General features: G+C 39.9%; 15 protein-coding genes and 3 tRNA genes. 13 read left to right on the top strand and 5 right to left on the bottom strand.

Features of this window, described 5'->3' with window-relative positions; all coding sequences use genetic code 11:
* Nucleotides 1-22 precede the first annotated feature (22 nt).
* Together ABVM50_RS06155 and gltB are read right to left on the bottom strand one after the other, a co-directional pair.
* Nucleotides 23-1,483, bottom strand: coding sequence for a glutamate synthase subunit beta (locus ABVM50_RS06155; RefSeq protein WP_405200426.1), 1,461 nt, complete (start codon nt 1,481-1,483; stop codon nt 23-25).
* Nucleotides 1,484-1,486: 3 nt separating this feature from the next.
* Nucleotides 1,487-5,998 (bottom strand): glutamate synthase large subunit, encoded by a 4,512-nt coding sequence (gene gltB / locus ABVM50_RS06160; protein WP_405200427.1) that lies wholly within the window; start codon nt 5,996-5,998, stop codon nt 1,487-1,489.
* Nucleotides 5,999-6,235: 237 nt separating this feature from the next.
* Between gltB and ABVM50_RS06165 the strand changes: the two genes are divergently transcribed.
* The gene (locus ABVM50_RS06165; RefSeq protein WP_405200428.1) at nt 6,236-6,421 is read left to right on the top strand and encodes a hypothetical protein; all 186 of its coding nucleotides are present in this window, start codon (nt 6,236-6,238) and stop codon (nt 6,419-6,421) included.
* 70 nt (nt 6,422-6,491) lie between these two features.
* Here the strand turns inward: ABVM50_RS06165 and ABVM50_RS06170 are convergent, their stop codons facing one another.
* Nucleotides 6,492-7,634: an acyl-CoA dehydrogenase gene (locus tag ABVM50_RS06170; RefSeq protein WP_405200429.1), complete on the bottom strand. Its 1,143-nt coding sequence runs from the start codon at nt 7,632-7,634 to the stop codon at nt 6,492-6,494.
* Between the two features lie 92 nt (nt 7,635-7,726).
* Here ABVM50_RS06170 and ABVM50_RS06175 point away from each other — a divergent pair, with 92 nt between their 5' ends.
* The 10 genes from ABVM50_RS06175 (at nt 7,727) to ABVM50_RS06220 (ending at nt 14,840) form a co-directional block, all read left to right on the top strand.
* Nucleotides 7,727-8,791 carry an anhydro-N-acetylmuramic acid kinase gene (locus ABVM50_RS06175; protein ID WP_405200430.1) on the top strand — a complete coding sequence of 355 codons (1,065 nt, stop codon included), beginning with the start codon at nt 7,727-7,729 and terminating at the stop codon, nt 8,789-8,791.
* A gap of 65 nt (nt 8,792-8,856) precedes the next feature.
* Nucleotides 8,857-10,083 carry a Glu/Leu/Phe/Val dehydrogenase dimerization domain-containing protein gene (locus ABVM50_RS06180; RefSeq protein ID WP_141876785.1) on the top strand — a complete coding sequence of 409 codons (1,227 nt, stop codon included), beginning with the start codon at nt 8,857-8,859 and terminating at the stop codon, nt 10,081-10,083.
* A gap of 113 nt (nt 10,084-10,196) precedes the next feature.
* Nucleotides 10,197-10,898 carry a MotA/TolQ/ExbB proton channel family protein gene (locus ABVM50_RS06185; protein WP_141876786.1) on the top strand — a complete coding sequence of 234 codons (702 nt, stop codon included), beginning with the start codon at nt 10,197-10,199 and terminating at the stop codon, nt 10,896-10,898.
* A gap of 1 nt (nt 10,899) precedes the next feature.
* A complete protein-coding gene (locus tag ABVM50_RS06190; protein WP_026915097.1) occupies nt 10,900-11,292 on the top strand; it encodes a biopolymer transporter ExbD in 393 nt (130 codons plus the stop codon).
* 3 nt (nt 11,293-11,295) lie between these two features.
* On the top strand, nt 11,296-12,120 hold the full coding sequence (locus ABVM50_RS06195; RefSeq protein ID WP_141876788.1) for an energy transducer TonB: 825 nt from the start codon (nt 11,296-11,298) through the stop codon (nt 12,118-12,120).
* A 30-nt stretch (nt 12,121-12,150) separates the two neighbouring features.
* Nucleotides 12,151-13,341, top strand: coding sequence for a bifunctional folylpolyglutamate synthase/dihydrofolate synthase (locus ABVM50_RS06200; protein ID WP_405200689.1), 1,191 nt, complete (start codon nt 12,151-12,153; stop codon nt 13,339-13,341).
* Nucleotides 13,342-13,498: 157 nt separating this feature from the next.
* Nucleotides 13,499-14,311, top strand: a complete 813-nt coding sequence (locus tag ABVM50_RS06205) for a hypothetical protein (protein WP_405200431.1) — start codon at nt 13,499-13,501, stop codon at nt 14,309-14,311.
* Between the two features lie 130 nt (nt 14,312-14,441).
* Nucleotides 14,442-14,516 (top strand) — tRNA-Val (locus tag ABVM50_RS06210).
* 100 nt (nt 14,517-14,616) lie between these two features.
* Nucleotides 14,617-14,691, top strand: a tRNA-Val gene (locus ABVM50_RS06215).
* Between the two features lie 74 nt (nt 14,692-14,765).
* Nucleotides 14,766-14,840: transfer RNA gene (locus ABVM50_RS06220), tRNA-Val, on the top strand.
* A gap of 255 nt (nt 14,841-15,095) precedes the next feature.
* On the opposite strand, the gene murF is transcribed toward ABVM50_RS06220, so the two are convergent.
* Together murF and gldJ are read right to left on the bottom strand one after the other, a co-directional pair.
* Nucleotides 15,096-16,406: a UDP-N-acetylmuramoyl-tripeptide--D-alanyl-D-alanine ligase gene (gene murF / locus ABVM50_RS06225; protein WP_405200432.1), complete on the bottom strand. Its 1,311-nt coding sequence runs from the start codon at nt 16,404-16,406 to the stop codon at nt 15,096-15,098.
* 66 nt (nt 16,407-16,472) lie between these two features.
* The gene (gene gldJ, locus ABVM50_RS06230; protein ID WP_405200433.1) at nt 16,473-18,167 is read right to left on the bottom strand and encodes a gliding motility lipoprotein GldJ; all 1,695 of its coding nucleotides are present in this window, start codon (nt 18,165-18,167) and stop codon (nt 16,473-16,475) included.
* A 420-nt stretch (nt 18,168-18,587) separates the two neighbouring features.
* Between gldJ and porV the strand changes: the two genes are divergently transcribed.
* Both porV and cdd read left to right on the top strand, forming a co-directional pair.
* The gene (gene porV, locus ABVM50_RS06235; RefSeq protein WP_405200434.1) at nt 18,588-19,742 is read left to right on the top strand and encodes a type IX secretion system outer membrane channel protein PorV; all 1,155 of its coding nucleotides are present in this window, start codon (nt 18,588-18,590) and stop codon (nt 19,740-19,742) included.
* A 73-nt stretch (nt 19,743-19,815) separates the two neighbouring features.
* Nucleotides 19,816-20,298: a cytidine deaminase gene (gene cdd, locus ABVM50_RS06240; RefSeq protein WP_405200435.1), complete on the top strand. Its 483-nt coding sequence runs from the start codon at nt 19,816-19,818 to the stop codon at nt 20,296-20,298.
* Nucleotides 20,299-20,342 lie beyond the last annotated feature (44 nt).

Below are 20,342 nucleotides of genomic sequence, written 5' to 3' on the forward strand. Positions count from 1 at the left end.
TTAAGTCTTAGTATTACTTGTTCTAAACTTGCGGAAGATCTCCATCTCCCTTTACAGGCAATTTAGACTTACCCATCAGGAATTTATCTACATGATGTGCTGCCTCACGTCCGTCAGAAATTGCCCAGACAATTAGTGATTGTCCTCTACGCATATCTCCGGCAACAAACACATTCTTCTTATTAGTAGTATAGGATTTACTTCCTTTAATATTAGTTCTTTCATCTATTTCCAGTCCCATTTTTACTGCAAGAGATTTCTCTGGTCCTGTGAATCCAAGAGAGAGGAGTGCGAGATCACAAGGCCAGTCTTTTTCAGATCCCTCTACTTCTTTAAGTTCTGGTCTGGAGCCTGGTCTTTTGATCCATTCTACTTCCACTGTTTTTAGAGCTTTCAGTTTACCACTTTCGTCCTTGATGAATTCTTTGGTTTGTATACTCCAGTTTCTTTCAACACCTTCCTCGTGGGAAGAGCTTGTCTTCATTGTAAAAGGCCAGTATGGCCACGGATTATCTTTCGTACGCTGTTCCGCAGGTAAAGGCATGATCTCGAAATTAATTACCGATTTTGCTCCGTGTCTATTGGAAGTTCCAACACAATCTGATCCTGTATCACCACCACCAATAACAATTACATTTCTGCCATTAGCGTTATACTTGCTGTCCAGATCATGTAGTCCATCAACGTGCTGATTATTATGAGTGAGAAAGTCCATTGCTTGCACAACCCCTTCAGCATCTGAACCCGGAATTGGTAATTTCCTCTTTTCCGTAGCTCCACCACAAAGGACAACGGCGTCGAAACCTTCTAGTTCTGCTATGTCATAATTATTTCCAACCTCAGTTTCTGTCTTAAAAATAATACCTTCAGCTTCTAGAATTTCCAGTCTTCGGTCTATTATTTTTTTCTCTAGCTTAAAATCGGGAATTCCATAGCGTAGGAGTCCGCCCGGTTTCGCACCACGTTCTAAAACTGTAACTTCATGACCAGCTCTATTCAATTGCTGAGCGGCTGCCAGTCCAGCAGGTCCGCTACCAATGACGGCAACCTTTCTACCGGTTCTCATTGCAGGAATTTCAGGCTTTATCCAGCCTTCTTTAAAGCCTCTTTCTACAATATACTTCTCGATCAATTCGATCGCTACAGGAGGCTCTATAATCCCTAATACGCACGCCGATTCACAAGGTGCGGGACATAATCTACCCGTAAACTCAGGGAAATTGTTCGTTGCATGCAGGATTGTAAGTGCTTTTTGCCATTCATTCTTATAAACTGCGTGGTTAAAATCCGGGATCAAGTTACCTAATGGGCAACCTGAATGACAGAATGGTATTCCGCAATCCATGCATCTACCTCCCTGCTTCTTAAGTTCCTCTGTTGGTAGCTCCTTCTGAAATTCATTATAATTTTTTACTCTGTCCTGAGGTAGTATCGTATCCTCATCTTTTCTTTCGTATTCTAAAAATCCTCTAATCTCTCCCATACCTTACGCCGTTTTAAGAGTTTGCTCGTTGTTTTCTTTCATTTTCTGTAAAGCCTTCTTGTATTCTGTAGGCATGATCTTTATAAAGCCAGCAGAACTGTACTCCCAATTATTCAATATTTCGCGAGCTACATCACTTTCTGTATATTGATAATGCTTTACGATCAAATCTTCTATTTCCGCAATATTTTCTTCGGAAAGTTCTTCGAATTCGATCATTTCCATATTGAACTTATTCCGGTCTATTTTATGGTCAGGATCGTAGATGTAAGCTGTTCCGCCACTCATACCCGCCGCAAAGTTTCTACCTATTCCTCCAAGAATAACTGCAATTCCTCCGGTCATATATTCACATCCATGATCACCAATTCCCTCGATTACGGCTTTTGCACCGGAATTCCGAACGCAGAAGCGTTCTCCGCCGATACCGTTGATATAAGCTTCACCAGCGGTTGCGCCATACAAAGCAACGTTTCCAATAATGACATTTTCATTTGAAGCGAATGTTGCTTCCTTTGGCTTCCGTATAGATAGAACTGCGCCAGAAAGGCCTTTTCCGAAGTAATCGTTAGAGTTTCCCTCAATATTTAAGTTTAGTCCGCGAGCGGCAAATGCACCAAAGCTCTGTCCTGCAGATCCTTTAAAATTGAGAGTTAACGTGTTTGGAGGTAGTCCGTTTGCACCGTGAATTTTCGAAATCTCATTACTAATAATGGCTCCGGTTGTACGGTTAGTATTATCAATAGGGTATTCCAGTGTTACCTGTTCTTTTCGATAGATCGCCGGGTGAGCATGCTTCAGAATATCAAAATCCAATACTCCTTCCAGGTTGTGTAGCTGTTTTTCAGTATTTGCCAGTGGAACCTGTTCACTCAAATTCGGCTTATGTAAAATATTAGAAAGGTCTATTCCCTGTGCTTTATAATGTTTGATCGCTTTATTCATGTCAAGTTTCTGACATTGACCTACCATTTCATTAATGCTTCTATATCCTAGCTGAGCCATGATCTCGCGCAATTCCTGCGCTATGAAATACATGAAATTGATCACGTTTTCTGGTGTGCCTTTAAAATTCTTCCTTAATTCAGGATCCTGTGTGGCTATCCCCACAGGGCAGGTATTTAAATGACAGGCCCGCATCATGATACATCCAGATGCTACTAATGGTGCGGTGGAGAAACCAAATTCTTCAGCCCCAAGTAAACATGCAATAGCTACGTCACGGCCGGTTTTTAATTGTCCGTCACATTCTACCACGATCCTGCTTCGTAGATTATTTAATAATAACGTCTGCTGGGCTTCCGCAATTCCAAGTTCCCATGGTAATCCTGCGTGTCTTAGCGAAGTAAGAGGAGAAGCTCCGGTTCCTCCATCATATCCAGATATCAAAACTACATCTGCCTTTGCTTTTGCAACACCGGCGGCAATAGTTCCAACGCCAATCTTAGAAACCAGCTTTACGTTAATTCTTGCTTCCCGGTTTGCGTTCTTAAGGTCAAAAATAAGTTGCGCCAGATCTTCTATAGAATAAATATCATGATGGGGTGGCGGAGAGATCAATCCAACATATGGCGTAGAGTTTCTTGTTTTAGCAATATCAGGATTCACTTTTGGACCAGGTAACTGTCCTCCTTCACCGGGTTTTGCACCCTGAGCCATCTTTATCTGAATTTCTTTTGCATTGGTTAGATAGTCAATACTCACTCCAAATCTCCCTGAAGCAACCTGTTTAATGGCTGAATTCCTCCAGTTTCCATCAATATCCTTCTGAAAACGACCGGGATCTTCACCACCTTCACCAGAATTACTTTTTCCTTTAATTCGGTTCATGGCCACTGCCAGGTTCTCATGTGCTTCCTTACTTATAGAACCAAAAGACATGGCACCGGTCTTGAAACGTTTTACAATTTCTGTCCACGGTTCTACCTCTTCAATAGGAATTGGATTTAATTCCTTGAATTTGAACATTCCTCTAATGGTCATCAACCTTTCAGTCTGCTCATTGATTATTTTTGAATATTCAGTATAAGTATCATAACTATTTTGCTTAACCGCTTGTTGTAGTTTGGCAACGCTGGCTGGATTGAAGACGTGGCGCTCACCATTTCTTCTCCAGCGATAATCCCCGCCTATTTCAAGATCAAGATCTGAATCTGTTTCTGGTGGGAAAAAGGCATGATTGTATCGTTTCTGAATTTCCTTTTCTACCTCATATAAGCCTATCCCTTCGATCCTGGTTGGAGTATTACAGAAATATTTATTTACAAATTTCTTGTTGAGTCCGAGTATTTCGAAGATTTGAGATCCACGATAGGAAAGTAAAGTAGAGATCCCGATCTTATTCATGATTTTCACGATCCCTTTTCCGATTGCGACGTTGAAGTTCTCTACCGCAACTTCAGGATCTTCAATATTGATTTCTTTTCTTTCTACAAGGTCGTAGATGATCTCATTAACCATATATGGGTTAATCGCGCTAGCACCATATCCAAAGAGAGCTGCAAAATGATGAGGCTCACGAGGTTCAGCAGATTCGATAACAATTCCAAAACTGGATCTTCGGTTATAATCCTTCACCCTATGATGAACAAATGAGCAGGCTAGCAGAGATGGGATTGGCGCAAGGCTTTTATCCACATTTCTATCTGACAGAATAATTACGTTACAGCCATCATCCACAGCCTCCTTGATCTCTACGATCATTTCTTCCAGCCGGTCTTCGAGACCATTCATTCCTTTTTCTGCGGAATAAAGCATAGAAATACTCTTAGCCTTAAAGCCTGGATAGTCGATATATTTGATCTTATCAAGATCTTCATTTGAAATAACCGGATTCTGAATTTTGAGTTTTTTAGCCTGTTCCGGTACTATATCAAATAAATTGATATCCTCTCCAATAGTCAGACTAATGTCTGTAACGATCTCTTCCCGGATTCCATCTAAAGGCGGATTGGTAACCTGGGCAAATAATTGTTTGAAATAGTTGAATAGTAATTGAGGTTTATCTGAAAGTACTGCCAGTGGAATATCGGTTCCCATGGATCCAATAGCTTCCTTAGCATTTGAAGCCATAGGTGTAATAATAGTAGTAATATCTTCGTACGTATAACCATGCAATTTCAGCCTGGTGACATAATCCACATCTTCAACCGGAGTCTGATTTCCAGTGTATTTTACATCGGATAAATGCAATAGATTATCATCCAGCCATTCCTGGTAAGGTCGCTTAGAAACTATTTTCTCCTTCACTTCTTCATCTTCGATAATTCTACCTTCTATCATGTCAACCAGAAACATTCTTCCTGGTTCGAGTCTACCGTGTTTAAGAACATTTTCGGGCTTAATATCCAGAACGCCAGTTTCAGAAGACATCACAACGTAGCCATCTTTGGTAACCGTATATCTCGAAGGTCTTAATCCATTTCTATCGAGTAACGCGCCAATATAATTTCCATCGGTAAATGGAATAGAAGCCGGTCCATCCCAGGGTTCCATGATACAGGCGTTGTATTCATAGAAAGCTTTTTTACTATCTTCCATTGATGGATTTTTCTCCCAGGCTTCAGGAACCATCATCATAATAGCTTCCGGTAGGGATCTACCAGTTTGTAACAGCAGTTCCAGCGCCATATCCATGGAAGCTGAATCTGATTTTCCTTCCAGAATTACCGGAATGATCTTTTTAATGTCATCACCGAATTCTTCACTTTCGAAAAGCTCTTCTCGAGCTTTCATTCGGCTTAAATTACCACGAAGCGTATTAATTTCACCATTATGACACATATAACGCAAAGGTTGTGCCAGGTCCCACGTAGGGAAAGTGTTGGTAGAAAAGCGCTGATGTACCAGTGCAAGTTTGGTGATCACATCTGGATCATTAAGATCCTTGTAATAGATGTTAATATCCTGAGGCATGAGTAGCCCCTTATATATTATAGTATTGGTGGATAAGCTTGAAAAATAGAAATAGTCACTTTGTGCCAGACCGGAATTTTCTACCTCATGTTCTGCAATTTTCCGGGCCGAGTACAATCTCTTATTAAAAGACTGCTCATTCATCTCAGTTTTCTTACCTATAAAAACCTGTTCAACTGCTGGTTCTACATTAGAAGCCATTTTCCCAAGACATGTGTGATTTACGGGAACTTTACGCCAGCCCAGAATTTCCAGATCCTGATTAGCTGCATGCTTTTCAAAAATAGTACGACAAAGATCAGCCTGATTTTTATTCTTCGGAAGAAATAACATTCCTACTGCATAATCCCGGGAATGCGGAATTTCGAATTCACATACTTTCCTGAAATAGTCATGTGGAACTTCTATTAGAATTCCTGCACCATCTCCAGTTTTTCCATCGGCACTGACAGCACCACGATGTTCCAGCCTGATTAAAATATCAATGGCTTTGTGTATGATATTGTTGGTTCTTTCTCCGTTTAAATTACATATAAATCCTGCTCCGCAGTTATCACGTTCGTTTAGAGGCGAGTATAGCCCCTGTTCCTTTATTCCCATATCTTCAGTTTCAGTATAAATCTCTTAAAGTTAGTTAAAACTGCTTGAAAGAAGAGCGTCATATTTCTTTAAGCTATAACTTTTAAGGATTTGATAATCTGAGTGTTTCTAATTGAGAATACTGGAAATTTTAGGACTGAAAATTATTTTTCCTATTGAGTTTCGATTTGATACTGAAGCGGTAGAAGGGTTGATGAGCGGGTAAGACAAAGAAAGAAGAAGCGAAAGTATCCAAAAATGCTTCTAAAGAATGAGAATAGCCTCCCGGCTTCATTAGTGGAATTGAAAAATCGAAAAGTTAGGAAAGGATATAGAACTGAATTTGCTGTAGATTTCAGAATGAAAGCAAATCAGGTTTATATTCTTAGAGTTGCTACCGACAGAGAAGTGTTCAGTAAAAACGTGGTTTCTGCACGGAGATAATTATTAATCAACCAAAAATAGAAAGAGCAGCCAGTTGGCTGCTCTTTTGCATTATAAAATTCCGAAGAACTTAGTCCTTAAGAATACTTCTTGAGATCACAATTTTCTGAATTTCAGAAGTTCCTTCGTAGATCTGAGTGATTTTTGCGTCTCTCATCAATCGTTCTACGTGGTATTCCTTTACATATCCATTTCCTCCGTGAACCTGAACTGCTTCTACAGTTACATCCATCGCGGTTTTAGAGGCGTGAAGTTTTGCCATAGCACCCGATAGATCATAGTTTTCTCCCTGGTCCTTGTCCCATGCTGCTTTCATAACCAGGTGACGTGCCGCCTCAATTTGAGTATGCATATCCGCAAGTTTGAAGGCGATCGCCTGGTGATTGCAAATTTCTGTTCCAAAAGCCTTACGTTGCTTGGAGTAATCTTTGGCTAGCTCATAAGCTCCTGCTGCAATTCCAAGTGCTTGTGCCGCTATTCCAATTCTACCACCAGAAAGTGTTTTCATGGCAAATTTGAATCCGAAGCCATCTTCACCAATTCTATTCTCTTTAGGAACCTTTACATCGTTGAAATTCAGAGAATGTGTATCACTTCCTCTAATTCCCAATTTCTGTTCTTTAGGTCCAATTTCGAAACCTTCAGAATCTTTTTCAACGATAAAAGCGTTGATCCCTTTATGTTTTTTCTCCTTGTCTGTTTGAGCGATCACAAGATAATAGTCGGCTGAACTACCGTTGGTGATCCAGTTTTTGGTACCATTAAGAATGTAATGATCACCTTTATCTATAGCTGTTGTTCTCTGTGAAGTTGCATCACTACCTGCTTCTGGTTCAGAAAGGCAAAAAGCACCTAGTTTTTCACCAGTAGTAAGTTTAGAAAGATATTTCTTTTTTTGCTCCTCGTTACCGAAGGTGTCAAGCCCCCAGCAAACCAGCGAGTTATTCACTGATACCATTACTGAAGCTGATGCATCGATCTTGGAAAGTTCCTCCATCGCAAGCACATATGAAATAGTATCCATTCCACCACCGCCATATTCAGGTGACGCCATCATTCCAAGGAAACCAAGTTCACCCATCTTTTTGACAAGCTCCTTCGGAAATTCCTGCTTCTCATCTCTCTCGATAACACCCGGCAAAAGCTCCTGCTTTGCAAAATCACGGGCGGCATCACGTATCATTATATGTTCTTCGGTAAGTTTAAAATCCATGTGAAAAGAAATTTATAAAAAACTGATTTTTGGAGGGCAAAGATAGCTTTTTGGTATCTATAATTCAATTGATATTAAGTATTTTTACGAATATGAAAAAAAACGAGTATAGATTACTTGGAATCATGTCTGGCACCTCTCTGGATGGCGTCGATCTCGTTTTAACCGAATTGAACTTCAGCAGCGCTACGAATTTCAAGATCATATATTCTGAAACTGTTCCTTATCCTGAAAAATGGCAAAACAGACTGAAGAATTCTTCCCGTCTTCAGCCAGCTGAATTGAATGAATTAGATCAGGATTATACCAAATATCTATCTGAAGTTATTCTGAATTTTATTGCAAAGTACGATATTGATCTTCTGGATGCGATATGTAGTCATGGACATACCGTAAAACACAGGCCAGACATGGGTTTGACGTTCCAGATAGGAAACTTACCTAAACTTTCCAGTCTTACCGGTGTTCCCGTAGTTTGCGATTTTCGAGTTCAGGATGTGGAACTTGGTGGTCAGGGCGCTCCGCTGGTTCCAATAGGAGACCGAATGTTATTCAGTAACTATAAATATTGTATCAATCTTGGAGGTTTTGCCAATATTTCCGAAGAAGTAGAGGGGCAAAGAGTAGCCTACGATATTTGTGCAGTAAATACAGTGCTTAACCATTACATGCGCAGCCTTGATAAAGATTTTGACGAAGATGGCAACCTGGCTAGAACTGGGAAAGTGAATTTAGAATTGCTGGAGCATCTAAATGCCCTTAAGTATTTTCAAAAATCTCCTCCAAAGTCACTTGGAATAGAATGGGTGGATAAATATGTGTTGCCTTTGATCGATTCGTTCTCCTTGCAAATCCCTGATATCATTCGAACGTTTAGTGAGCATATTGCAATACAGATCGCTGCTTGTTTGAAAAATTCTTCAACTTCAGAAATACTTCTAACTGGTGGCGGTACCTTTAATAGTTTTCTAATTGAACGATTAAGATCACATTCTGATGGTGAATTTATAATTCCGAAAAAAGAAATCATAGATTTTAAAGAGGCTTTAATATTTGCACTTCTGGGTGCGCTCAAATTAAGAGGAGAAATTAATGTCCTTTCATCAGTCACCGGGGCGAAAATGGATCATTCTTCAGGACGTATATACGAACCCTGAATATTTTATCAAATTCGGAATAGAGCCTGCTTAGTTTTTTATATTTGCTTCAAAATAATCCAAAAATGAAAGAATTACTCAAAGTATACGAAAATAAAGAACCTGAAATTGTTTTTAACTGGAAGGATTCAGAAACAGATGCTGAAGGCTGGACGGTGATTAATTCTCTTAGGGGAGGAGCTGCCGGTGGTGGTACCAGAATGCGTGTGGGATTGGATCAAAATGAAGTGCTTTCCCTGGCAAAGACCATGGAGGTGAAATTTACGGTTTCCGGCCCACCAATTGGAGGAGCAAAATCAGGAATTAACTTTGACCCTGCAGATCCTCGTAAAAAGGGTGTTTTAGAACGCTGGTATAAGGCTGTGTCTCCATTGCTGAAAAGTTATTACGGTACCGGAGGAGATCTTAATGTAGATGAAATCAATGAAGTAATTCCAATCACTGAAGATTGCGGGGTTTGGCATCCACAGGAAGGTGTTTTTAACGGACATTTTCAACCTACGGAAGCAGATAAGATCAACAGAATTGGGCAATTAAGACAAGGTGTGATCAAAGTTCTGGAAAATACTAACTTCTCTCCAGACATCAGTAGAAAATACACGGTGGCAGATATGATCACCGGTTATGGTGTTGCAGAAGCTGTTCATCATTTCTATGAAATTTATGGCGGAGATATAAAAGGTAAGCGTGCGATCGTACAGGGATTTGGAAATGTAGGTTCTGCTGCTGCTTATTACCTTGCGCAAATGGGTGCTAAAATTGTAGGGATCATCGACAGAGCTGGTGGTCTTATCAATGAGGAAGGTTTCAGCTTTGAAGAGATCCAGCAAATGTTTCTTGATAAAGATGGAAATGCCCTGCGTCACGACAATGTAATTCCTTTTGAAGAAGTGAATGAGAAAGTGTGGAAGCTTGATGCAGAGATCTTTGCTCCTTGTGCAGCTTCAAGATTGATCTCCAAGGAACAGATCACTAACCTGATTGATCGCAAACTGGAAGTGATTTCTTGCGGAGCGAATGTTCCGTTTGCAGATAAAGAGATCTTTTTTGGTCCTATTATGGAATATACCGATGAGCGAGTAAGTCTTATTCCAGATTTCATCTCCAATTGCGGGATGGCCAGAGTTTTCGCCTACTTTATGGAAAGAAGAGTGCAAATGACCGATGAGGCTATCTTTAATGATACTTCTATGACGATCAAAAATGCCATTCAGAATACATTTAATAACAATAGCAGCAAGACGAATATCAGTAGAACAGCCTTTGAAGTTGCTCTGAAACAGCTTGTTTAAAAGTTTGTGCAAATAATTTGAAAAAGCCCGTGAAAGCGGGCTTTTCTTTATTTAAATTTGATTTACAATTTAAAGCGCGATAGCACGTTACATTACAAAACCCAATTATACATATGCTTAATTTTTTACAGCAGGACGAGGTGGTAGATGCTGCTCAGGTAGCAGAACCAGTCGTAGAGGAGAAAACTCTTTCCTTATTTGATTTGATGTTTAGCGGAGGTCTTGGTGGCCAGATCATCATTATTATTCTATTTGTTTTATTATTTGCGGCAGTCTATATCTACTTTGAAAGATTATTCGCGATCAAAGCGGCGAGTAGAGTGGATAAGAATTTTATGCTCCAGATAAAAGATAGTGTTCAAAGTGGCAACATAGAATCTGCAAAGATTCGTTGCGCTCAAAGTGATTCTCCAGTGGCGAGATTAACTGAAAAAGGTATTTCCAGAATTGGGAGTCCTTTGGAAGATATCAATACCGCTATTGAGAACGCAGGAAGACTGGAAGTTTACAAGCTTGAAAAAAACGTTAGTATTTTGGCAACTGTTGCCGGAGCTGCTCCTATGATCGGTTTCCTTGGAACCGTTATTGGTATGGTGCTTGCTTTCCATGAACTGGCAACAAGTAGTGGGCAGGCTCAAATGGGAGCACTTGCAGAAGGTATTTATACTGCAATGACAACTACGGTAGCTGGTCTTATAGTGGGTATTATAGCCTATATAGGATACAATCATCTCGTTGTGAAAACAGATAAAGTAGTGCACCAGATGGAGGCAACTGCAGTAGATTTTCTCGACCTTTTAAACGAACCGGCTTAATATGAATTTAAGAGGTAGAAATAAAGTAAGTCCGGAATTTAGTATGAGTTCGATGACCGATGTGGTTTTTCTACTACTCATATTTTTTATGCTGACTTCACCTGTGATCACTCCGGAAGCGCTGGATCTTATTTTGCCGAAAGCAAAGGGTAAGACTACCAGTCAGCAAACACTTTCTGTGAGCATCACGAAAGATCTGCAGTTCTATATTAATAGCGAACGTATTAGTAGTAGTGCGCTTGAATCTACACTGAAGACGAAACTTGCCGGAGAAGAGAACCCAACGATTATTTTGCGGGCTGAAGAAGGAGTTCCGATTGAGAAAGCTGTGAACGTTATGGATATTGCCAATCGTAATAGCTACAAAATCGTATTAGCAGTAAAACCTGAATAGAGAATGTCGATGCTGGAAACTAAACATGAGAAGAAGTCTTTTACCATCACTGTAGTGTTGCATGTGCTGCTTATTCTTCTGTTGATTTTCTTCGGAATGACTTATTTGGATCCACCGCCTGAAAATGGGATCGCGATAAATTTTGGTACTTCGGAAGTGGGTTCTGGCGACAAGCAACCTACTGAGCCGGTAAAGTCTGCTCCTAAGCAGGCAGCAGCTCAACCGGTGCAGTCTGAACCTGTGATCGAAAAGGAAGTTGTCACCCAGGATATTGAAGAAGCTCCAGTAATTGAAAAAAAGAAAAAACAACCTACGCCAGTTAAAACGAAGCAACCGGAACCTCCGAAGGAAGATCCAAAGCCGGTAAAGAAACCGGAGCCAAAGCCAGATAAATCTACTAATGATGCCTTAAGTAGTATCTTAAACGGACCTGAAAGATCTGGAACTGCTACCGGTGGTGAAGGAAACGACAACCAGGCTGGGGATAAAGGTAGTCCAGATGGGGATCCAAACGCCAGTTCCTATTATGGACAGGGATCAGGGCTGGATGGTGATGGAAATTACAGGCTTGGAGGAAGAAAAGCATTGAACAAAGAGAAATTTGTTCAGGATTGTAATGAGTCTGGGATCGTGGTAGTGAAGATCGTGGTAGATCAAACCGGTCGTGTCGTAAGCGCGCAGCCCGGAATGAAAGGTACTACCAATAGTGCAGCCTGTTTAACAGGTCCTGCTCAAAGAGCAGCATTAGCAACCAGATTCAACAGTGATTCCAATGCACCTTCCAAACAGGTTGGAACCATAATTTATAACTTTAAACTTACCGAATAATTGAAATCCTATCAGGAAACCCTGGAGTGGATGTTTCAGCAATTACCCATGTATCAGCGGGTAGGAAAAAGTGCGTTTAAGAAGGATCTTTCCAATACCCTTAAACTTGCAGAACACTTGGGTCATCCCGAAAATAAATTCCGAAGTATTCATGTAGCCGGTACAAATGGAAAAGGCTCGGTAAGTCATATGCTTGCTTCAATATTTCAGGAAGCAGGCTATAAAACAGGGCTTTACACTTCACCACACCTAAAGGATTTTCGAGAACGAATAAGAATTAATGGAGAGGTGATTTCAGAAGAAGAAGTTATTGGTTTTATTGCAGAGAATCAAAATTTTCTGGAAAGCAACCGACTTAGTTTTTTTGAAATGACTGTGGGAATGACCTTTGACTATTTTGCAAAGAGCGAAGTTGACATTGCGATCATTGAGACCGGGCTTGGAGGACGTTTAGATTCAACGAATATTATCACTCCCCAATTATCTGTAATAACCAATATTGGTCTGGATCATACTGCATTTCTGGGGACGGATTTGCCTGCAATTGCTACTGAAAAAGCCGGTATTATTAAGAATTCTGTTCCGGTTGTAATTGGCGAGAGACACGATCAAACCAGGCCAGTTTTTATTGCAAAGGCTGCTGAAGTGGATTCTCCTCTGTTCTTTGCTGATGAATTTGAGCTACCTGAAGTTGATTCCGATCTTATAGGAACTTATCAGGAGTATAATAAAAAGACAGTTCTCGCAAGTATTGAGGTGTTACGCAAAGGTGGCTGGCAGATTACTTCTGAAGCTATTATTCATGGTTTAAATAAAGTACAGAGCAATACGGGTTTAAGAGGCCGATGGGAGATTTTGGGCAATGAGCCTAAGATCATTTGTGATACCGCCCACAACGCTGAAGGGCTTGAGCTGGTATTGCAGCAGCTTCTGAAAGAAAACTTCACCAGATTACATATAGTTTTGGGAGTCGCTAATGATAAGGATTTGAACTCAATTCTACCATTATTTCCCAAAGACGCCGACTTTTACTTTGCGAAGCCAGATGTACCTCGTGGAATGCCTGCTGAATTTCTGCAGAAAGAAAGTCTCAAATTTGGTTTGAATGGAAATGTATATTCTTCAATTTCCGAAGCATATATTACCGCGCGGAAAAGAGCTGATACTAAAGATCTAATTTTTATTGGAGGCAGTAATTTTACAGTTGCTGAAGTTCTATAGACTAATGATAATGTGTCAGTTAACATTTATTTGTATCTTTAGAAGACTCTGTGATAGAGCGCTTCCCTACTTCTGAAATATCCTACAGGCTATTATAACTCCAATCCTACATTGGGCTAACCATTTTGCTGTGTTTTAATAACTAAAACTCGACAAAATGAAAAGCACTATTCAATTAAGTATTTTATTATTCCTGGGCTTTCAGCTTGCAGTATACGCACAGGAAACTGAACAGACCGAGCAGTACGAACCGGTTTACATTACGATGACCACAACTCACTGGAGCAACGATCCTGACACAGATTTCTCGGGATGGTTAGATACTGAAAAGGAGTATTTTGAAAAGGTTACCAGTAAAAATGACCTTATTCTTAGTTCTGGCGTTTATACGCATTATTTCACTCCAGATAATTCTGAAGTTGTTCTGGTGAATGTGTACAGAACCTGGAACGATATAGAGGAGGCGAACAGCAGAACTGAAGAGCTCATTGCTGAAGGCTGGAAGGATGAGGAGGTTAGAACGAAATTCTTTGAAAGGCAGCAATCTTATTATTCTCCAGATCATCGGGATGAGATCTATCAATCTATGCAGTTTTCAATTCCAGAAACCGTGGATAAAGAGAACCCAAAGATTTATTATGTAAGGACTGCGGACCTAAGTATGAATGGAGAAGGAACACCTGAGAACTTCAAACAGTATTACGAAAATATCACTAAAAAGAGCAAAAAATTGAAGGGTTACTATACGCACAGGCATCTATGGGGATCTAATGCTCGTGAAATGAATGAAGTATTTGTATTCGATAAACTTGGAGATATTGAAGAATTCTTTGAAGAGGAACAAGGTCTTGTAAATTCTCAATGGGCAGATGAAGATGAAAGATCAGAATTTATGGAAGAAATGGCTAAACTGTTCACGGGGAAACATGGTGATTATGTTTACAAAAATGTTCCAGCACTTATGAAATAGGATACAACTTATTCATAACTAATAAGTTCCAATTCAAGAGAGCTCTATCACAGTTTTTCTTTTGTAATTTCTTTAAAATTGTTTTGTGTAAATGAAAATGTAGTCTATATTTGCATCCGCAATCACGCAAGGGCGCGTAGCTCAGTTGGTTCAGAGCACTTGGTTTACACCCAAGGGGTCAGGGGTTCGAATCCCTTCGCGCCCACAGAATCAAAAGGTTTTCAGTAATGAAAACCTTTTTTTAGCTTAACTCAGTATAGTTGCTGAGTAGTGTTTGCAAAAATTTATTGAATACCGATTTAATCGGGCGCGTAGCTCAGTTGGTTCAGAGCACTTGGTTTACACCCAAGGGGTCAGGGGTTCGAATCCCTTCGCGCCCACTTAGTAAAAAGGCTTCCACATTTGGAAGCCTTTTTTTATGCTATAACTTTTGTTTTTTTATATTTGGTATTGAGGGTGATTAGCTCAGTTGGTTCAGAGCACTACCTTGACAGGGTAGGGGTCACTGGTTCGAATCCAGTATCACTCACTACTAAAATACAATGTTGTTTAAACTAAAAAAGGTTCCCTTGGGAACCTTTTATTTATATATTTTGTTTTACAGCTTTACGAAAGCAAGGTGCTTATCAAAATGATAAGTGCTATGACCGTGACGCCTAAAGCTGATATCAGAATCTTGTATTGTTTCTTTATCATAGTGCGAAACTAACGCGAATTAGCATACAGTCTTAGCTCCTTTCGAATAGATGATGCCGCTTTACGATAGATTACACACTATTTAAGCTTACTTCTTACTGGACTTTTCTGCGGGAATATTTTCCAGAACTCTTTCGAGGGCCATTCCTCTTGAGCCCTTTATCAAAAAATAACAGTTCTTAAAATTCGTTTCTTCCAGGTGATTTTTCAAGGCTTCCATGGACTTGAATTTAAAAGTAAAGCTGCTGGAAGTTTCAGTTAGATTAAAATTATCTCCAAGCAGGTATATCTCGGTCAGGTTGCCGTTTTCGGCATCTGTAATGATCGTTTGGTGCTCTACCGGGGCAGAACTTCCTAATTCGAACATATCTCCAAGAATGGCTATTTTCTGTTTATCTGTTTTTAAGCTCGTAAAATTTTGAAGCGCTGCCTGCATGCTTGTTGGATTTGCATTGTAAGCATCTAGAATAATCGTGTTGCTTCCTGCTTCGATCATCTCAGATCTATTATTATCTGGTGAATATGCGGCAATCGCTTTGTCTATCTCATCAAACGGGACTTTAAAGTAGAGTCCTATACATAAGGCAGCAGCCATATTCCGACCATTATAATTACCAGTAAGTTTACTGATAAAGTCGGTTTGATTATAATGTACACCGGCGTATTTCTCGCCGTCCAGATATTTAACCTGAACTTCAGATTCCGGATTTTCTCCAAATGCAAAAGTATGCTTATAGTTCCTGTGCTTTTCTTGTACTTCGTCATCCAGATTCAGGAATATAAGTTTGGTCTCTTCCTGTAGATAATGATACAGTTCGGTCTTCGCTTTTACAACACCTTCAAGACTACCGAATCCTTCAAGGTGGGCTTTACCAAAGTTTGTAATATACCCATAATCTGGATTTGCGATAGTGCATAAAAAGGCAATCTCTAATGGATGGTTCGCACCCATCTCAACGATCCCGAATTCAGTTTGTTGATCCATGGAGAGCAAGGTAAGTGGCACTCCTATATGATTGTTCAAATTGCCGTGTGTAGCAATGGTTTTGAATTTTCTGGCAAGTACGGCATTAATCAATTCTTTAGTCGTCGTTTTACCGTTACTTCCTGTAATTGCCAGGATTGGAATGCCTAAATAATTTCTATGGAAAAGCGCTAGCTTTTGTAATGATTCAAGTACGTTGTTTACTAGTATGTATTGCTCACTGGAATCCGCCACCAATTTATCATCAACAACCACGTAACGTGCGCCCGCAGCTAGTGCGTCTGCCGCAAATAGGTTTCCGTCGAAGTTTTCGCCTTTAAGAGCGAAGTACATGGAACCTTGTTTTATTTTTCTGGTATCTGTGTTTGCTCCACTGCATAATAGGAAGCGTTGGTGTAGTCTGGCTGTATTCATAAAATAAATCTATAAAAAAAGCCCTAAACAAGTTAGGGCTTTAAGTTTATTTTATGTTCAGGAAGTCTAGTTGCTTCGGGCAGACTTGTTGGTATCAAGCGATTTTGATCCAACTCTGGACATAGCGTTTCTAAAACCTATATAGTCTGTAGCCATATCCTGCGGAAAATATCTTCTTTGCGCTGGATCCAACCAGTAAGCACGATCTCTCCAGCTACCACCTTTGTATACTCTTACTTCGTCGCTAACAAGCGTTGTTCTTTTCTCTGTATCGTATCCTCTTTTAGATAAAGAAGCATCAGAACTACTATCAGCATACGTGAAGTTATCATACTTAGGAGAGTTATACATTCTTTTGTTAGGATCCTCATCATCTTGCTGAAATGATTGGTAATATCTACTGGAGCTCTTATCGCCATCACGGAAGTTTCTCTGATCACTATCTGTGAAGTTAGTTCTCATGTAAGTATCCTCTTCAGTAACTGCTACCTGAGCAATTTCCCCTGGAAGATTTCTTGCTACCAGTTTACCATTACTTAAAGTATCGTATACCACATCATCTGTACCTACTACTTTCACTGAGCCGTCTTCATTAATAGCATGCTTAGTGTAAACGTTACCACGGTAGTAGTTAAAATCATTGAATTCATCATCAACTATAGGTCTGTAAACATCAGCTACCCATTCAGAAACGTTTCCAGCCATATCATAAAGACCAAAATCGTTAGGTTCATAAGATTTTACTTCAGCAGTAATATCTGCTCCATCATCGCTCCATCCGGCAATTCCACCGTAATCACCATCACCTTGCTTAAAGTTAGCCAGCTGATCACCCATTTTCTTTACATCACCATTTCTGGTATACTGTCCATCCCATGGATATTTTTTACGTCCACGATAGGTGTTGTAACTTCTGATACCTGTAAGGCCCAGTGCAGCATATTCCCATTCCGCTTCAGTTGGAAGTCTATATTCAGGATAAATTAAACCACTTTCGCGACCTGGATATACCTTTTTAATTGGATTTCCTGCATCATTGGTCTCAGAAAGTCGGTCCTGAGATTCATCTCCACCCTGGCTAATCTCGGTATTACCTCCGTAAGCCTTGCTCGGTGAATGGATATAAGTTTCGGTATTAAAAGTAGTACCTGCAGCAACATCTGTATACCTGGCACCTTCTTTAATAAAGCCTTCTTTTTCAAGGTTGCTTTCATTTACACGGTCTGTTCTCCACTTGCTGAATTCCACAGCCTGTATCCAACTCACACCTACTACAGGGTACTCAGCATATGCCGGGTGACGAAGGTAGTTTGTGACCATAGTTTCATTATACCCTAATCTGTTTCGCCAAACAAGAGTATCCGGTAGCGCACCAGTGTAAATGTTCTTGTAATTTTCTTCGCTAGGAGGGAAAACTTTTCTTAACCAATCAAGATATTCCAAATACATCTTATTGGTTACTTCGGTTTCATCCATGTAGAATGACTGCACATGTTGTTGAGTTGGAGTATTGTTCCAATCGTGCATAGGATCATCTGCTACGCGTCCCATTGTGTAAGTTCCTCCTTCGACAAATACGAGACCTGGTGCAGCATCCTGCTCCTTGTAATCTGTATTGTATTGAAAGCCACCTTCGTCAGAATTAATATCCCAACCGGTTGCTCTTGAGGTATTTTTGTAATTGTTCGATTTATTACAGCTTAGTAAGCTTACGCCACAAACCACAGCAATTACGGCTTTAAAAGCTACGTTCAAATTCATAGTATTCTCTTCTTAAAATGATAGAAAATTAGGCTTTGCAATATACTAATTAACGATAAATGTACAAGATTATTTTGTTAATTCTAAAAGCTTCACAAATGCCATAACTGCCTGATATAGTTATAGGTAAGTTCGAATTATATAAGCTTAATTATTAGACTGTTAGATTTTGTTCATTTCCATGTGTTAATTGTAAGATAGTGCTTAGAGAAAGATACAGACATTCATTTTAATTTTGTGATTTTTTGCATTGTGCTGAGTATTCGTAATAAAAGCATGTTTTGCGAGTTATAACTATTTCAGGTTTAGTTATCTTACGAAAGCTTCAGTTCAACCCCTGGCTAGGGCATTTTAGCTAAATGGTGCTTTCTTAACAGGAATATTACTATATATTTGTTTATCATTCATTCAGATTTAAAAATGAAAAAAACAACAATCTTATTGATCGCGACAATCTTTCTTGTCGACTTTTCAATGTTTGCACAGGAGGATAGTGGGGATCGTGTAATAACTACGGCTGTTCCCTTTTTGCTTGTAGCGGCAGATGCCAGAGCTGCAGGGATGGGAGACCAGGGGGTAGCTACTTCTCCAGATGTTTTCTCTCAACAATGGAATCCGGCAAAGTATGCATTCGCAACCAGTGAAAACGGAGTTTCTGTTTCTTATACGCCTTACCTAAGTGAAATAGTGAATGATATCTTTCTTGGTAGCTTGAACTATTTCCACAAGATCGATGATAGAAGTGCGGCAGCAGCCTCGCTAAGATATTTCAGTCTTGGTTCTATAGAAACCAGGGAAATCTTCGAGCAGATGCCAATCCTGGTAAATCCAAACGAACTTACTTTTGATGTTTCCTATTCCTTAAAGCTCAGTGATTATATTTCGATGGCTGTAGCCGGCCGGTACTTACGATCTGATCTTGGTTTGCAGGATAATGAAGATCTTGGTGCAGCATCTACTTTTGGAGTAGATGTGGCAGCCTACTACCAGAGCGCAAATCTTACTTTTGGTGGGTTTGATGGGCAATGGAGATTAGGTGCTAACATTGCTAACATTGGACCTAAAATGAAATATGATGATGCGGGACAGGAGAATTTCATTCCTACTAATTTAAAACTTGGAGCCGGTTTTGATTTTATATTTGATGCAGATAATAAGTTAGGAACCTATGTAGAATTTAATAAGCTGTTGGTTCCAACACCGCAGGATTTTAATGGCGACGGACAAATAACTGCTGAAGATGATCTTATTTATAATGAAACCAGTTCAATTGGTGGTATTTTCGAATCCTTCGGAGATGCTCCAGATGGCTTTTCAGAAGAGTTGAAAGAGGTGACCGTTGCAGTAGGAGCAGAATACTGGTATCAGGAGAAATTTGCTTTGCGAGCAGGTTATTTTAATGAAAGTGATCAAAAAGGTTTTAGGAAATTCTTTGCACTTGGAGCTGGCTTTGCTTACGAATCTGTGGTGATCGATGCTTCTTATTTATTCTCAACCTCTACGGTACCAAGTCCGCTTGAGGGAACACTTAGATTTGGTTTGAGCTATAGCTTTGGCGATACTTTCAATAATTAAATAAAACATTTCAAATTATAAGCAAATCGGGGATCCTTTGGGTTTCCGATTTTGTTGTCTTTAATAATCACTAATGAAAAAATTAGATATTACTACCAGCCTCGAGGTCTATGATTCTGTACAGGAGCTTTCCGAAGAATTGCAAGATCTTATGAAACAGGCTGTTGAAGTAAGAGATCAGGCATACGCACCATACTCGAAATTTAAAGTAGGTGCAGCGATCTTACTAGATAACGGTGAGGTTGTCGTAGGAAGTAATCAGGAAAATGCATCCTATCCTTCCGGGCTCTGTGCTGAAAGAACTGCGGTTTATTATGCCGGAGCGAAGTATCCTGAATCCAGAATCCTGAAGATCGCTATCACCGCTCGTTCTTTGAATCAGGAAGTCACCAAGCCGGTACCTCCTTGCGGTGCTTGCAGGCAGGCCCTTGTAGAATACGAAGTGAAGCAAAAAGAACCTATAGAGTTGTATTTTATGGGTGAAACCGGAGAGGTGATGAAAGCAGCATCGGTCAGTGAGATTCTACCTTTAGTTTTTGACAGTAATTGTCTATAAGGTTTTCGTAATTTTTTGCTTTAAAACTGTTTTCGTTTCTTGCT

This window comes from Christiangramia sp. LLG6405-1, assembly GCF_045055805.1.
Classification (GTDB): Bacteria; Bacteroidota; Bacteroidia; order Flavobacteriales; family Flavobacteriaceae; genus Christiangramia.

Excerpts from the sequence above, each read along its gene's own strand:
- ABVM50_RS06155 (WP_405200426.1), bottom strand. The coding sequence starts at position 1,483 with ATGGGAGAGATTAGAGGATTTTTAGAATACGAAAGAAAAGATGAGGAT.
- gltB (WP_405200427.1), bottom strand. The coding sequence starts at position 5,998 with ATGGGAATAAAGGAACAGGGGCTATACTCGCCTCTAAACGAACGTGAT.
- ABVM50_RS06165 (WP_405200428.1), top strand. The coding sequence starts at position 6,236 with ATGCTTCTAAAGAATGAGAATAGCCTCCCGGCTTCATTAGTGGAATTG.
- ABVM50_RS06170 (WP_405200429.1), bottom strand. The coding sequence starts at position 7,634 with ATGGATTTTAAACTTACCGAAGAACATATAATGATACGTGATGCCGCC.
- ABVM50_RS06175 (WP_405200430.1), top strand. The coding sequence starts at position 7,727 with ATGAAAAAAAACGAGTATAGATTACTTGGAATCATGTCTGGCACCTCT.
- ABVM50_RS06180 (WP_141876785.1), top strand. The coding sequence starts at position 8,857 with ATGAAAGAATTACTCAAAGTATACGAAAATAAAGAACCTGAAATTGTT.
- ABVM50_RS06185 (WP_141876786.1), top strand. The coding sequence starts at position 10,197 with ATGCTTAATTTTTTACAGCAGGACGAGGTGGTAGATGCTGCTCAGGTA.
- ABVM50_RS06190 (WP_026915097.1), top strand. The coding sequence starts at position 10,900 with ATGAATTTAAGAGGTAGAAATAAAGTAAGTCCGGAATTTAGTATGAGT.
- ABVM50_RS06195 (WP_141876788.1), top strand. The coding sequence starts at position 11,296 with ATGTCGATGCTGGAAACTAAACATGAGAAGAAGTCTTTTACCATCACT.
- ABVM50_RS06200 (WP_405200689.1), top strand. The coding sequence starts at position 12,151 with ATGTTTCAGCAATTACCCATGTATCAGCGGGTAGGAAAAAGTGCGTTT.
- ABVM50_RS06205 (WP_405200431.1), top strand. The coding sequence starts at position 13,499 with ATGAAAAGCACTATTCAATTAAGTATTTTATTATTCCTGGGCTTTCAG.
- murF (WP_405200432.1), bottom strand. The coding sequence starts at position 16,406 with ATGAATACAGCCAGACTACACCAACGCTTCCTATTATGCAGTGGAGCA.
- gldJ (WP_405200433.1), bottom strand. The coding sequence starts at position 18,167 with ATGAATTTGAACGTAGCTTTTAAAGCCGTAATTGCTGTGGTTTGTGGC.
- porV (WP_405200434.1), top strand. The coding sequence starts at position 18,588 with ATGAAAAAAACAACAATCTTATTGATCGCGACAATCTTTCTTGTCGAC.
- cdd (WP_405200435.1), top strand. The coding sequence starts at position 19,816 with ATGAAAAAATTAGATATTACTACCAGCCTCGAGGTCTATGATTCTGTA.